Consider the following 13,367-nt stretch of genomic DNA (forward strand, 5'->3'; position numbering starts at 1 on the left):
ACCCGCACGAGTGCACCTGAAACACGTGACCGCACCCGCCGGAGCGGCGCAGGGTCAGAGCGTCGCCGGCATCCGCGCGCCGATCCGGGTTCTGGTCACCACCAACTGCCCTTCCTGCGGGTACGCGTGCCAGGTGCGCCAGCGCACCTGGCCCTCATGGCGCTGCGCCAGCATCGCGGTGAAGGCGTGCGGCGAGCCGGGGAACGTCCCCGCGAGCCCGTGGGGGTGGTCGGCGACGAGGGCGAGGAGTTCCTGGGCGCGGCCCGCGAAGGAGCCCTGCGTCAGATTCTCGACGCGCGCCGCGAATTCGTACTCCCACTCGCCCACCCGCTTGGACACGCCCAGCGGCAAGGGGGTGCTGCTGCCGGGCATGCAGGCGACGGTCTCCGAGCAACTGCGGTCCTCCTCCTCCAGGAGCACCTGATGGGAGGCACCGAGCAGCCGCAACTGCAGCTTCGCTCCGGCGAGTTCGAGGTCGAGCACGGCGAGCGCGGGCAGCGGGTCGCGCCCCAGCGCCCAGGCCAGATCGGCCGCGCGCGTGTCGGTGTAGGAGGTTTTCAGGGTCGTGAGCATGGGTCGGCTCCGCAAACACGGTTTGACGGGTGGGCCGGGGGCGTCCCGGTGAAGGGTTTCGACCGGGAGTGGGGATCGCCGGCTCGGGTCCACACACGGTCCGAGGGCTGGATGTTCTCGACAGCGAGGGAATCATGAACCGTGGGCAGCTCGCTGTGTTTTTACCCAACTTGACGTGGTTTCCATCCCCTAGGGGGCACTTGGGTTCAACTGTTCAGTAGGAATCGCCCGCGTGGTTCCCCCGGTGCGCCAACGGCACGCCCCTCGGGGCGTGTTGCGGGACCGGCCCCGTCAGCCGGCCCCGCCCGTCACCCCCGTCAGTCGCCGCCTCCGCCGCCACCGCAGCCCCCGCCGCCGCCCCCGCACGAGGACGAACCGCAGCCGCTCCAGGAGGAACCCCCGCCCGACGAGCCGCCCCGGTGCCGGCGGCGGCGACGGGAGCCGCCGCTCACCGCCGACGCGAAGCCGATGACCACCAGAGCGCAGATCACGACGATCACTACCGCTTCCATGTCGTCCCCCGTACGTTTCCGTCTTTCCGGTGACTTACGGAGCTTTCGCGCCCCGCGCCTGGGGGATGCCCGTCCCGCTCCGCGCCCAAAGCGCACTTGAGCAAGTCCAGAGCTTCGCCCGAGGATGACGGTCATGACACGACCGCTGCTCAATCGCCGGCTCGCGGAGTTCGGGACGACGATCTTCGCCGAGATGTCCGCGCTGGCCGTCCGGACCGGTTCGATCAACCTGGGCCAGGGCTTCCCGGACACCGACGGCCCCGAGGAGATCCGCGAGGCCGCCGTACGGGCGCTGCGCGACGGCCGGGGCAACCAGTACCCGCCGGGCCCCGGCGTCCCCGAGCTGCGCACGGCGGTCGCCGCCCACCAGCGGCGCTTCTACGGCCTCGACGTCGACCCCGACACGGAGGTCCTGGTCACGGCGGGCGCGACGGAGGCCATCGCGGCGACCCTGCTCGCCCTGCTGGAGCCCGGCGACGAGGTGATCGCCTTCGAGCCGTACTACGACTCGTACGCCGCCTGCATCGCGATGGCGGGCGGCCGGCGCGTCCCGCTGACGCTGCGCGCCCCGGACTTCCGTCCCGACCTGGACGCCCTGCGCGACGCGGTCACCGACCGCACCCGGCTGCTGCTCCTGAACTCCCCGCACAACCCCACGGGCATGGTCCTGACCCGCGAGGAGCTGACGGCGATCGCGGAGCTCGCGGTGGAGCGGGACCTGCTCGTCGTCACGGACGAGGTGTACGAACACCTGGTGTTCGACGGCGAGCACGTCCCGCTGATCTCGCTGCCCGGCATGCGCGAGCGCACGGTCTCCATCTCCTCGGCGGGCAAGACCTTCTCCTTCACCGGGTGGAAGGTCGGCTGGGTCACCGCGTCCGCGCCGCTGCTCTCGGCGGTCCGCTCGGCGAAGCAGTTCCTGACGTACGTCTCGTCCGGGCCGTTCCAGTACGCGGTGGCCGAGGCGCTGGCCCTGCCCGACGCCTACTTCACCGCCTTCCGCGCCGATCTGGCGGCGAAGCGGGAGCTCCTCTCGACCGGTCTGGCGGAGGCCGGCTTCGAGGTCTACCGGCCCCAGGGCACGTACTTCGTCACCACGGACGTCGCCGCGCTCGGCGAGAAGGACGCCCTCGCCTTCTGCCGGTCCCTGCCCGAGCGCTGCGGGATCGTCGCCGTCCCCAACTCGGTCTTCTACGACGCCGAGGACGCCGGCCGCACGCAGGTCCGCTTCGCGTTCTGCAAGCGCACCGACGTGCTCCGGGAGGCGGTGGAGCGGCTCAAGCAACTGGCCTGACGCCGCGGGCGCCGGCGGTGACGGTGTGACGGCGGTGGTGGCGGTGGCCTGGGCGGTTCCGTCGGCGGATCCGGGACCGGGGCGTCCTCAGGTCTCGTCGTCCTCGGGCCGTCCCGCCGGGAAGGTCTCCGGTGTCACCAGGCCGGAGGAGGCCAGCAGATAGCCGAGCTGGGCGCGGCTGTGGCTGCCGAGGCGCTCGGAGATCCGGCGGACGTGGTCGCCGATCGTGCGCCGGCTGACGCCGAGCCGGCGGGCGACCGTCTCGTCGGTCTGGCCGTCCACGATCGCCCGCAGAATGGTGAGCTGGACCTCGGAGAGCACGATCTCCGGCCGCGCGGCCGCGGCCGGGTCGACCGGGGTCGCCTGGGCCCAGGTCTGCTCGAAGGCCCGGGCCAGGATGCGGACCACCGCGGGGTGACGGATCTCCAGGGCGGCCCGGCCGCGGTCCTCGCCGACCGGCACGAAGGCGACGCTGCGGTCGCAGATGATGAGCCGCTCGAAGACCTCGGGGACCGTGCGCACTTCGGCGCCCAGCGCGACGACCCGCTCGATGTAGGCGAGCGTCGGCGGGTGGGTGCGGACGGCGTGCTGGTAGAGGGTGCGCTGACGGACCCCGCGGGCGAGCAGGGCGCCGTCGCGCTCCAGGGCCGCGCTGAGGGTCTCCGGGGAGCGGCGCCCGCCGGGCTGGGCGGTGATCAGCTCCGTACGGCACCGGCTCAGGGCCTCTTCGAGGGCGTTGTCGATGTTCCGCCGCCCCTGGTGCTCCGTGAAGAGCTCGCCGTGCTGACTGCGGTGCTCCGCGTAGACCGCCTCAAAGGAATTCAGGGCGGTCTGGACCACGTACTCCTTTTCCCGCGTTTCCCGGATCTGCCGCTGAAGCGGCGCGAGAACGGATGCCGCGGCGGCGGTCGGCGGGACCGGCCGCAGTCTTCCGGGGCTATCCGGATTCTCGGCGACGAGGCCGAGCCTCATCAGACACGGAAGGGCTGATTCCGGGTCCAGCCGATTCTCGACCAGGGCCTTGCGGTACTGGTCGAGTGCCGCTTCACAGGCCGAAAGCGGCTGTGTGGTGTCACAGAAGCTCCCGTCTTCGCAGGTATGTCCGCGCTTCACACTTGGGAAATGTACACCTGTGCAGGGGCGCTTCTTTGCCGAGGTGGGGACCGGCCACGCAGCATGTGTGCAAAGGTCCGTGGCGGCGACCCCGCCCTTTATGAACACCTTGTGAACCGCAGAGAAAGACAGCCGAGATGAGAAAGCCGATATCCATCGCCCAGCTCGCTCCGACGCTCCTCGCCTGCGTGACCGCGCTCGCCCTCGGCGGCGCCTCCGTGGCCGGCGCCACCGGCGCCGCCGGTTCCGAGGGATCCGGCCGGTCCGTCCTCGCCGACTCGGGCTGGGACCGCACCGAACCGGTCGTCCCCTTCGACTCCGGTTGGGACCAGCCGAAGCCGTGATCACACTGAGCGCGCTCGCGGGGGACGCGCTGCGGGCCCGACGACTCGTCCTGACGCCCGACGACCGGCGGCGCATCGCCGACGGACACGCGGCCCTCGAACGGAGACTCGCCGAGGGCGAGGCCGTCTACGGGGTCACCCGCGGTTTCGGACCCCTGGTGGCCTACGCCGCCGACCACGACGCGGCCGCCCAGGGACTCGGCCTCGTCCACCACCTGTGCACCGGCCAGGGCCGACCGCTCACCCCGGAGGCCACCCGGCTCGCGGTCTGGCTGCGGCTCCAGGGCATGCGGCACGGCTGGTCGGCCGTGTCCCCCTCCCACTGGGAAGCCGTCGCCGACCTGCTCGGCCGGGGCTTCGTGCCCGTCGTCCCCGGCGAGGGCAGCCTGAGCGCGAGCGGCGACCTCGTCCCGCTCGCCCACGCCGCCCTGGCTTTCGGCGGGGCGGGCGAGGCATGGCTCGACACGGACGACGGCCCCGTCGCCACCCCGGCCGACCAGGTCCTGCGCAAGCTGGGCGGCAGCCCCGTCGCCTGGACCGCACGCTCGGCCCTCGCCTTCGTCAACGGCACGAGTGTGTCGCTCGCGGTGGCCGTGCTCAACCATCTGGAGCTGACGGCGCAGGCCCGGGCCTGCGCCGCGCTCACCGGCCACGCCGCCGCCCTGCTCGGCTGCAACCCGCAGGCATACGCGGAACAGCTCCAGCGCGTCCGGCCGCACCCGGGCCAGCGCCGGGCCGCCGAGTGGATCCGCGCCGAACTGCCCGCCGGCGCCCGGCACCACCCGGACCGGCCGCTCCAGGAGCCGTACTCGCTGCGCTGCGCGCCGCAGGTCATCGGCGCGGTGCTCGACCAGCTCGACGCCCAGGGGGCGGTGCTCGCCACCGAGGCGGAGGGCTGCACCGACAACCCCGTCGTCGTCGACGGACAGGTCTGGCACGGCGGCAACTTCCACGCGCTGCCCGTCGCCCTCGCCTCCGACCAGCTCACCCTCTGCGCGCACCAGTTGGCCTTCCTCGCCGAACGGCAGCTCGCCCTGCTGGTGGACCCGGCGCACAACGGCGGCCTGCCGCCGATGCTGACGCCGGCGCCGGGCGCGCGGAGCGGGCTCGCCGGGGTGCAGATCGCCGCCACCTCGATGGTGGCCAAGTGCCGGCAGCTCGGCCTGCCCGCGACGCTCACCCCGCTGCCCACCAACCTGGGAAACCAGGACCACGTGCCCATGGCGCTCAACGGCGCCCTGGCCGGCGAGGAGGCGATCCGGCTCGGCTGGCTGGTCCTCGGCTCCCTCGCCGTCGCCGTCACCCAACTCGGCCGCCTCGCCGGGCGGCCACCGGCGGACGACACGGTGTGGGCGCGGCTGCGTGACGTGATGCCGCCGCTCGACGAGGACCGACCGCTGGCCGGGACGGTGGCGGCGGCGGGCGCGGTCCTGCGGGAGCGGTGGTACGAGCCGGGGGCCGGCCCGGCGTCCGGGCCGGGCGGCGGAGCGGGGAGGGCCGCCTCGTGACGGTCGACTACGCGCTCGCGGCCGTGGCGGCGGAGCGGAGACGGGCGGACGGGGCCGGAGCCGGAACCGGAAGCGGGACGGCGGCCGGTACCGGGTCCGGTACCGGGAAGTGGGTCGGGGTCGAATCCGGGACCGGGACCGGGACCGGGTCCGGGACCGGGTCCGGGACCGGGGCCGGGGCCGAGCCGGCGCCGCTCACCCTCCGCCAGTGGCGGTACTTCGTCGCGGTCGCCACCGAGCGCAGCTTCAGCGGCGCCGCCGTGCGCTGCCGGGTGTCGCAGCCCACCCTGTCGCAGCAGATCAAGTCCCTCGAAACCCTGTTGGAGACACCGCTGTTCGTGCGCGGCCCGCGCGGCGTGCAGCTCACCCCGGCGGCCGAGCGCCTGCTGCCTCCCGTGACCCGGCTCCTGGAGCAGGCCGGCACCGTGGACCGGCTGGCCCGGGCGCTCGCCGAGCCCGTCGCCGGCGAACTGCGCCTCGGATACACGCCGTCGGTGCACTCGGCGGCCCTGCGCGCCGCGGTGTCGGCGTTCCGCGAGGCGCACCCGGAGATCCGGCTCTCGGCCGGCTCCGCGAGCACCGCGCAGCAACTGCGCCACCTGGCCGAGGGCCGCGTCGACGCGGCCTTCGTCCGGACCCCGCTGCCGACGGCGGAGGCGGGCGCGGGGACGGGAGCGGGGGTGGGCGGCTCGGAGACGGGCGGTGACCGGCACTGGAACGTGCTGCCGCTGGAGGACGAGCCGGTGCTGCTCGTGGTCCGCGAGGACCATCCGCTCGCCACCGCCGACCGGGTCGCGCCCTCGCGCCTGTGGGGCGAGCCCCTGGTCTTCGTGGCGCGGGAGCACAGCCCCGGGCTGTGGGACTCGGTGATCGGCCGTCTCTACCCGGAGCCGCCCGAGCCCTGGCGGCTCGAACCCGACGACACCCACCTGGTCGCCACGGTCGCCGAACACGGCGGGGTGTCGCTGGTGACCGCCTCCACCGCCCGGCTGCTGCGCGCCGAGGGCATCCGCTACAAACGCTTCACCGCACCGGAACCGACCGCACCGCTCGCCCTCGTCTGGTCCCCCGACGACACCCGGCCGGAGCTCCGGCTCCTCGTCGAGTTCCTCCGCCGCCGCTTCCACCCGGCCGAGCCCGCCCCGGGGAAGTGACCCCGCCGTCGCCCTCGCGGGCAGGGCCCGCGAGGGCGACGGGTTCACGGGCGTCTCACCGGGAGGGCGGCTCCGCGTCCCCCATGAGGGCCGGGCGGACGCGGCGGGGGCGTTCGGCCGGGGGGAGGAGGGTGGAGACCGCGTGGGCGACGCGGGGGACGGTGGCGGGGTCCTCGGCCAGGATCTCGTACCACTCGCCGCGGACCGGGTCGGAGACCGGTGTCCAGGACAGGCGGCAGCCGGGGACCGCGGCCCGCAGGCGGTTGAGGACGCCGTCGGCGTTGACCCGGCGGCCGTTGACCTTGACCAGGCGGGCCCGGCGGCCGACGAGGCGGTACGAGCGGGGGCCGGCCGGGACCACCAGGTCGTCCAGGACGAACGCGTCCGGCAGGGCGGCGTCCGGGGCCGTACGGGCGAGCCGGGGGCCCGACACCGACAGCCTGCGTTCCGTGCCCGGCAGCCACGGCCCGACGGGGGTGACGTCCCGGGCCAGCTCCCACGCGCCCGCGCCGCCCCGGCGGACGCCCACCAGACCGGTCTCGGTGGAACCGTGCAGTTCGGTGAGGCGCAGCCGCTCGTGGGCCGCGCACACGGCCGCGGCCCGCTCCGGCAGCGGCGCCGTGCTGTGCACGACCTCGACCCGCTCGTACCGCCCGAGCGCGCGGGCCGCGTGCCCGAGCGCCCACCAGGTCGCCGGCACGGCGGCGATCAGCGGCCGGGCGCAGTCGGCGGGCAGCCCGTCGAGGAGGTGCAGCCGGGTCGCGGGCACGCCGAGCAGCCGCGGCACGAGCACGCCCATGAGGTGCCCGAAGAGGTGCTCCGGCGGGGCGTGCGTGACGACGAGGTCCGGCCGGGCGTCCGCGAACAGCCCGGCCAGCAGCTCCGCTTCCGCGTCGAGCTGGTCCCGGCCGCGCCACCAGGTCACCGGACCGCCGGTGGTGCCGGAGGTGCGGTAGGGGGTGAACCCGGCCGCCGGAGCCTGCATCAGAACGCCGCGCCGAGAACGGCCTGGTCGTCGAGCTTGCGGCGGACCAGGGCGCTGATCGCGGCGACGCTCACGAACGTCGTCCGCAGGTCGTCGTCGACCAGGTCGACCGCTATCCCGAACTCGCGCTCCACGGCGCCGACGCAGTCGAGCACGCCCAGGCTGTCGTACGCGTCGAAGCGGGGGGCGAGCTCCAGGGCGTCGTCCGCCGGGGCGAGTTCGGAGCCGACGACGGAGCGGACGGCGGACCGGACGCGGTCCGCGATCTCCGCGTCGGACGGGGTGGCGGCGGTGTCAGACATCGGCGGTCTCCTTGTGGCCTGCGTAGTGCAGGAGCGGGTCGATGGGTTCGAACTGGACGAAGACGCGGTCCCCGGGCACCTCCGGGGCGAGGCCGCGGGCGATCTCGGCCGCCGCCTCGTCCAGGAACGCGCGGGGCCGGTCCCGGTCCACGACACAGCGGACCAGGGCGACATGGCGCGGCTCGGGCCCGCCCGCCGCCCCGGCGGAGGCGAGCGGGAAGGGGCCGCTGAAGACGGAGTCGGCGTCCAGGGTGCGGAACTCGGTCAGGACGTGGGTGATGTCCACGCCCCGGCCGCGCATCCACATGCTGATGTGCTTGGCGAACCGGCGGCGCGCCGCCGGGTCGGTGACCGTGGTGCGCACGGTGAGGGTCGGCACGGGGGCTCCTCAGAGGTTGAGCGCGGGCAGCGACGGACCGGGGACTTCCAGGAGGGCGCCCAGCGCGTCGGCGAGCGGGCCGCCGGAGCCGCGGCCCAGCGGCGACCAGGCGTGGCCCTCGCCGGGACGGCGGATCTTGGCGAGGAACCGGTCGAGCCCGTCCCCCTCCCCGTCGGTGCCGGTCGCGCCTGCCGTGCTTGCCGCGCCGGCGAGGGTCCGCGCGGTCAGCCGGGCCTGGTAGGTCGAGGCCAGGTCGGGCAGGTGCCGGGGTACGGCGGAGAAACCCCCGAGCGGGGAGCGGAACGGTTCCAGCAGCTTCGCCTCGGCGCGGGCTCCGTCCCGGTCGCCGAGCAGGTGCAGCGCGCGCACCGCCTGCGCGGTGGCCGCGCAGGTGACCGAGCCGCCCGGCGCGAAGCGGTAGCCGTCGGCGTCCCGGCAGGCGTCGAGGAACCGGCGCAGCGCGGCGGCGTCCAGCCCCTCCAGCGGGCGGCCGACGGTGGCGAGGATCTCCAGGGCCGAGACGGTGGCGACCATGTCCGAGCCGCGGCCGTGCCAGAAGCCGAAGCCGCCGTCGGAATTCTGCAGCAGCCGCAGCCACGCGACCAGCCGGTCCGCGTCGAGCGGCCGCCGTCCCGCGGCCTTCAGCGCGCTCACCGCCCACAGGGTGCAGCGCACCTCGGCGCCCCGGCCCGGCATGTACATCACCCCGCCCTCGTGGGGGAGGTGCGCGCGGTGCAGCCAGGCGGCGAGCCGGTCCGCCCGGGCGTCCCCGTCCGGTGCGGCGCCCCCGGCCCCCGCCAGGGTCGACAGGATCAGCGCCGCCGCCGTGGCCAGGCTGTCGCCCGCGGCCGGGGTCTCGCGATAGGTGAAGCCGCCCTCGGGCAGGCCGCAGGACTCCAGGGCCGCGCGGACGCCGGCCGGTGCGGGGACGGCCCGGTCCAGGGCGGTCAGGGCGCCGACGGCGCTGAAGCAGGCCCAGACGTCCCCGTGGGCGTAGCCCTCCCAGCGTTCGAAGCCGCCGTCGGGCAGCCGGCGGGCGTGGATCCAGGCGACGCAGTCCTCCTCCCGCGCGGGCCGGGCGCCGAGCGCCACGAGCGCGCGGACGGCCCGGAAGGTGGCCCACATGCAGGTCGCCGCGTCCTCGGACGTGTCGAAGACGAAGCCGCCGTCGGCGGTCTGGCGGGCACGGAGCCAGGTGGTCAGGGCCGGCAGGTCCCAGGGCACCGGTTCGTCGGCGCCGAAGGCGGCCCGGTGCGCCATCGCCCCGTAGTAGCAGGCCCGGACGTCGGACTCGGCCGCACCCGGGTTCCAGCCGAGTCCGCCGTCGGCGCGCTGGGTGCCGGCCAGCCAGGCGCGCAGCGCCCCGGGGCGCGGCACGGGCCGGCGGAGGATCTCGGCGTAGGTGCGGGTCGCGTAGTAGGTGGCCCAGATGTCGGCGCGCTGGCCGGGCGTCATGGAGAAGCCGCCGTCGGCGTCCTGCACGCCGCCCAGCCACGCGGCGAGCGCGTCCCGTTCGGGCACCTCGGCGCCCAGGTCGTTCAGGGCCTGGGTGCAGTAGTAGGTGGCCCAGATGTCCGAGGGCAGTCCCTTCTGCCAGGCGAAGCCGCCGTCGGGGTTCTGCCGGGCGAGGAGGGTGGCCACGGTGGCGTCCCGGCCGGGCAGGGTCTCGCCGAGCCAGGTCGCGGTGCGCACCGCCGCGTAGGTGCACCACAGGTCGGCGCCGCCCTGCCGGGCGCCGCCGTCCTCGGTCCACACCGTGCGGGCGAGCGCGGTCTCGGTGAGGGTGTCGGTCATCGTCAGTCCACCCACTGCACGTTGGTCCGCTTCCAGTTCTTCTGGCTGCCGCCGGCCTTGGTGGTCTGCGGCAGTTGCCCGACCAGGGCGACCGCCTTCCAGTGCACGCCCTCGGCGGCGAACCGCTCGCCGACCGCCCGGCAGATCGCGTCGGGGTCGGCGTCGACGGCCGTGTCGAAGTCGACGTCGCGTTCCAGCAGGAGGCGTCCGGCGTCCGGGTCGGAGTTCTTGAGCTGCATCAGGTAGCCGGTCACGCCGGGGGTCGTGTAGACGATCCGCTCGACGGCCTCCGCGGTCAGGCGGGTGCCGCCGAGGGCCACCCCGTCGGTGTCGCGGCCGTGCACCGTGAGGACGGGCAGGGCGACGCCGCAGGCGCAGTCGGCGCCGTCCCCGACGGTGACCAGGTCACCGGTGCCGTACCGAAGCAGCGGCCGGGCGTGGTTGTTGAGCGGGGTGACGACGAGTTCGCCGTGTGCCCCGGGCACGGCCGGCACGGCCTCGCCGCCGGGCCGCTCGACGACCTCGGCGACGTGGCTGTGCTCCAGGACGTGCAGCCGGTCGTGCTCGCAGGCCGCCGCGATGGTGCCGGTCTCGGTGCTGCCGTAGGAGGCGTCGAGGACCCGGGCGCCCCACTGCTCGGCGAGCCGGGCCCGCAGCGGCGGGGTGCTGACCTCGCCGAGCAGCATCAGGCTGCGGACGCTCGCGGCGACCTCGGCGAGACGGCCGCGGCTCTTGAGCACCCGGGTCCACTGCAGCAGCACGCCGGGCGCCGCGAAGACGTGCTCCGGCCGGTAACGGGTGAAGAGGACGTCGAGCCGGTCCCAGTCGCACATGCCCTGGCTGAACGGGTAGCACCGCAGCATCGTGCAGCCCAGGTACTCGGACACGCCGGCCACGAGGTCGCACACGGGCGCCACGTCCGAGGGCAGCAGCGAGGCGACCCGGTCGCCCGGGCGCAGGGTGCGCGACCACAGGGACGCCACCGACACGGTGTTGAGCACCGTGTCCTCGACCAGCCGCGGGGTCGGCGTCGGCGCCGACGTCGTCCCGGAGGTCTCGTAGTACTTGTGGTACGGCCCGGCGCCCTGGCGCAGGAACCGGTCCGGTTCCGCCTTGAGCGCCGCCTTCGGCGTCAACGGCGCGTCGGCGAAGGCCCGTTCGGCCACCGCGTCGACGCCCCGGTAGTAGGGCACGTCGGCGAGCCGGTCCCACAGCCGGTCGAGCTTCACCCGCTGCCGTTCGGCGACGAGCTCCCGCCCGAATCCGGCCTCGGTGACCCGCAGCCGCTCCTCGTGCCCTTCCTCGAAGGCCTTCACGGCCACGGAATCGGCGAATATCAACGCTTCCACTCCCCCTGCCGGTCCCGGACCGGCGTCGTCGAGCCTTTGCGTCAACGGCCCTTCTCGGCACCGCCGTTGACCTGGACGATCTGTCCCGTCACATGGCCCGCGGCCGGCGAGGCCAGCCAGCGGACGGTCTCCGCCACGTCGGCGGGCGCCCCGGCGCGCTTGTTCATCGCCTGCTCGACGAGCATCCGGCGGCGCGCCTCGGCCACCCCGCCGGGCCCGAAGAACTCGGTGTCCGCGATGTAGCCGGGGGCGACGGTGTTGACGGTGATGCCGCGCGGACCGAGGTCGGCGGCGAGGTCGTACATGTACGGGTGGAGCGCCGCCTTGGCGCCCGCGTACGAGCCGGAACCCGAGCCCCGGTAGGCGGCGATCGAGCTGAGCAGCACCACCCGGCCGCCGGGGGCGGCAAGCAGGTCCCGCAGGGCCTCCGTCAGCAGGACGGCGGTCAGCACGTTCGACCGGAAATTGCCGGTCCAGTGCCAGGCCGCGCCCGCGAGGCCGTCGGTGGCGCCCTCCGGCGCGCCGAACAGCACGTTGCCGCCGGCCCCGTTGACGACCACGTCCACCCGCCCGTGGGCGGCGCCCAGTTGCTCGCGGACCCGCTCCGCCTCGGCCGGCTCGGTCAGGTCGGCGGTCAGGGCGCGGACCGAGCCGCCCGCCGCCGCGTGCTCCTCGGTGAGCTCCTTCGCGGTGCGCTCCAGCGGTTCGGCGCGGCGCCCGAGGGCGACGACCTCGGCGCCCTCGGCGGCGAAGGCCGCGCAGACGGCCCTGCCGATGCCCGTACCGCCGCCGCTGACGACCACGACCCTGCGCTCAGCCGTTGCCATTCCACTTCTCCTCCGGGTCGGTGCCGCCGCGGTGGCGCAGCAGCGGCGTCTTGTTCGAGCGCGGGTTCACCCACAGCCGCTCCACCGCACGCACCTCGAAGGCGTGGGGGACGGCCGCCACCTCGAACCCCAACCTGTACACGTCGGTGAGGACGCGGTGCCGGACTTCCGCCACCGCCCCGTCCGTGTCGGTGCCGGGCGCGAGCGTGACGTACAGCTCCATGCGCTCCTCGGCCGCGCCGTGGTCGACCATGACGACCTGGACGCCGGTCACCGCGGGGACGGCGCGGGCCGCCTCGGCGACCTCCTGCGGGGTGACGAGGATGCTGAGGAACTTGAGCTGCGGGTCGTCCCGGCCGTGCACCTTCAGCGCCGGGCCGCGGCCGCACGGGCAGTCCACCCGGCTTCCGCGGTCGCCGATGCGGTAGCGCAGCACCGGGTTGAGGCAGTCGGGGTGGGTGTTCGTCACGAGGATCATGCCCTCGTCGAGCTCGATGTGCTGGTACGGCAGCAGGTGGAAGGTGTCCAGGTCGCAGCCGGGGCCGTTGTGGCCGATCACCCAGGTCTCGGTGGAGCCGTAGACGCCGTACAGGCCGGCGTCGGGCAGTTGCTCGCGGACCAGGGCAGCGGCCGAGGCGCTGAACGCCTCGCCGTTCCACAGGATCTTGCGGAAGGCCGGCGGCTTGCGGCCCGCCTCCACGCACAGCCGGACGAGCTGGGCGATCTGGCTCTGGGTGCCGTTGAAGGCGGTGACGCCGAGCGACTCGACGGTGTCCAGCCAGCGCGGGACGCGCTCGTCGTCCACCGCGCCGAGCGGGACGCTCACGGCGCCGGCGAGGTCGGCGAGCCCGTTGAAGAAGTTGTGCGCCGAGGACAGCAGGCCCGGGGTGTCGTAGTTGAGCAGGACGTCGTCGCCGGTGAGCGGGTTCCAGTGGGCGGCGACGTCGGGGACGAACATGTGGCTCGGGATCAGGCTGAGCTTGGGGCTCGCGGTGGTGCCGCCGCTGGCGTAGACGAGCGAGCCGAAGCGGGCCTCGCGGGCCCGTTCCATGGTGCCGGGGAGCGCGGCGCGGAAGTCGTCCTTGGTGAGGACGGGGACGTCCGCGAGGGCGGGCTCGGCCACGCCGTCCAGGTGGCGGTAGGCGTCGGCGAGCGGCCCGGTGGCGTACCGGTCCACCAGGGCGCGCACCCGCTCCCCGGGGAGGGTGTCGAGGGGGTTGTCCATGAAGAGGC

At 74.7% G+C, this 13,367-nt stretch carries 14 protein-coding genes; 4 read left to right on the forward strand and 10 right to left on the reverse strand.

Going from position 1 to position 13,367, the window contains the following annotated elements; translation table 11 throughout:
- Window positions 1-54: 54 nt before the first annotated feature.
- Window positions 55-573: a DUF2617 family protein gene (locus ABZ135_RS25010; protein ID WP_356698481.1), complete on the reverse strand. Its 519-nt coding sequence runs from the start codon at window positions 571-573 to the stop codon at window positions 55-57.
- Window positions 574-890: 317 nt separating this feature from the next.
- Entirely contained in the window at window positions 891-1,085 is a 195-nt protein-coding gene (locus tag ABZ135_RS25015) for a hypothetical protein (RefSeq protein ID WP_356698482.1), read from the reverse strand.
- Window positions 1,086-1,209: 124 nt separating this feature from the next.
- Between ABZ135_RS25015 and ABZ135_RS25020 the strand changes: the two genes are divergently transcribed.
- Window positions 1,210-2,379: a pyridoxal phosphate-dependent aminotransferase gene (locus ABZ135_RS25020; RefSeq protein WP_356698483.1), complete on the forward strand. Its 1,170-nt coding sequence runs from the start codon at window positions 1,210-1,212 to the stop codon at window positions 2,377-2,379.
- Between the two features lie 87 nt (window positions 2,380-2,466).
- Here ABZ135_RS25020 and ABZ135_RS25025 read toward each other — a convergent pair whose 3' ends face one another.
- Window positions 2,467-3,219, reverse strand: a complete 753-nt coding sequence (locus ABZ135_RS25025) for a LuxR C-terminal-related transcriptional regulator (RefSeq protein WP_356698484.1) — start codon at window positions 3,217-3,219, stop codon at window positions 2,467-2,469.
- Window positions 3,220-3,629: 410 nt separating this feature from the next.
- Here ABZ135_RS25025 and ABZ135_RS25030 point away from each other — a divergent pair, with 410 nt between their 5' ends.
- The 3 genes from ABZ135_RS25030 to ABZ135_RS25040 are packed head-to-tail and all read left to right on the forward strand — an operon-like array spanning window position 3,630 to window position 6,498.
- Window positions 3,630-3,836 (forward strand): hypothetical protein, encoded by a 207-nt coding sequence (locus ABZ135_RS25030; protein ID WP_356698485.1) that lies wholly within the window; start codon window positions 3,630-3,632, stop codon window positions 3,834-3,836.
- The gene (locus tag ABZ135_RS25035; protein WP_356698486.1) at window positions 3,833-5,344 is read left to right on the forward strand and encodes an aromatic amino acid ammonia-lyase; all 1,512 of its coding nucleotides are present in this window, start codon (window positions 3,833-3,835) and stop codon (window positions 5,342-5,344) included. The genes ABZ135_RS25030 and ABZ135_RS25035 overlap by 4 nt, the downstream gene beginning before the upstream one ends.
- Window positions 5,341-6,498: a LysR family transcriptional regulator gene (locus ABZ135_RS25040; RefSeq protein WP_356698487.1), complete on the forward strand. Its 1,158-nt coding sequence runs from the start codon at window positions 5,341-5,343 to the stop codon at window positions 6,496-6,498. The genes ABZ135_RS25035 and ABZ135_RS25040 overlap by 4 nt, the downstream gene beginning before the upstream one ends.
- 55 nt (window positions 6,499-6,553) lie before the next feature.
- Here ABZ135_RS25040 and ABZ135_RS25045 read toward each other — a convergent pair whose 3' ends face one another.
- The 7 genes from ABZ135_RS25045 to ABZ135_RS25075 all read right to left on the reverse strand — a co-directional run bounded on the left by ABZ135_RS25045 (window position 6,554) and on the right by ABZ135_RS25075 (window position 13,359).
- Entirely contained in the window at window positions 6,554-7,483 is a 930-nt protein-coding gene (locus ABZ135_RS25045; protein WP_356698488.1) for an acyl-CoA synthetase, read from the reverse strand.
- A complete protein-coding gene (locus tag ABZ135_RS25050) occupies window positions 7,483-7,785 on the reverse strand; it encodes an acyl carrier protein (protein WP_356698489.1) in 303 nt (100 codons plus the stop codon). Before ABZ135_RS25050 ends, ABZ135_RS25045 begins: the two co-directional genes overlap by 1 nt.
- Window positions 7,778-8,164, reverse strand: a complete 387-nt coding sequence (locus tag ABZ135_RS25055) for a hypothetical protein (protein WP_356698490.1) — start codon at window positions 8,162-8,164, stop codon at window positions 7,778-7,780. Before ABZ135_RS25055 ends, ABZ135_RS25050 begins: the two co-directional genes overlap by 8 nt.
- A gap of 9 nt (window positions 8,165-8,173) precedes the next feature.
- Window positions 8,174-9,958 carry a prenyltransferase/squalene oxidase repeat-containing protein gene (locus tag ABZ135_RS25060; RefSeq protein ID WP_356698491.1) on the reverse strand — a complete coding sequence of 595 codons (1,785 nt, stop codon included), beginning with the start codon at window positions 9,956-9,958 and terminating at the stop codon, window positions 8,174-8,176.
- 2 nt (window positions 9,959-9,960) lie between these two features.
- Window positions 9,961-11,280, reverse strand: a complete 1,320-nt coding sequence (locus tag ABZ135_RS25065; RefSeq protein ID WP_356698492.1) for an AMP-binding protein — start codon at window positions 11,278-11,280, stop codon at window positions 9,961-9,963.
- Window positions 11,281-11,348: 68 nt separating this feature from the next.
- Window positions 11,349-12,134, reverse strand: a complete 786-nt coding sequence (locus tag ABZ135_RS25070; protein WP_356698493.1) for an SDR family oxidoreductase — start codon at window positions 12,132-12,134, stop codon at window positions 11,349-11,351.
- Window positions 12,121-13,359: an AMP-binding protein gene (locus ABZ135_RS25075; RefSeq protein ID WP_356698494.1), complete on the reverse strand. Its 1,239-nt coding sequence runs from the start codon at window positions 13,357-13,359 to the stop codon at window positions 12,121-12,123. The genes ABZ135_RS25070 and ABZ135_RS25075 overlap by 14 nt, the downstream gene beginning before the upstream one ends.
- Between the last annotated feature and the right edge of the window lie 8 nt (window positions 13,360-13,367).

It is taken from the genome of Streptomyces sp. NPDC006339, from assembly GCF_040612775.1.
GTDB lineage: Bacteria > Actinomycetota > Actinomycetes > Streptomycetales > Streptomycetaceae > Streptomyces.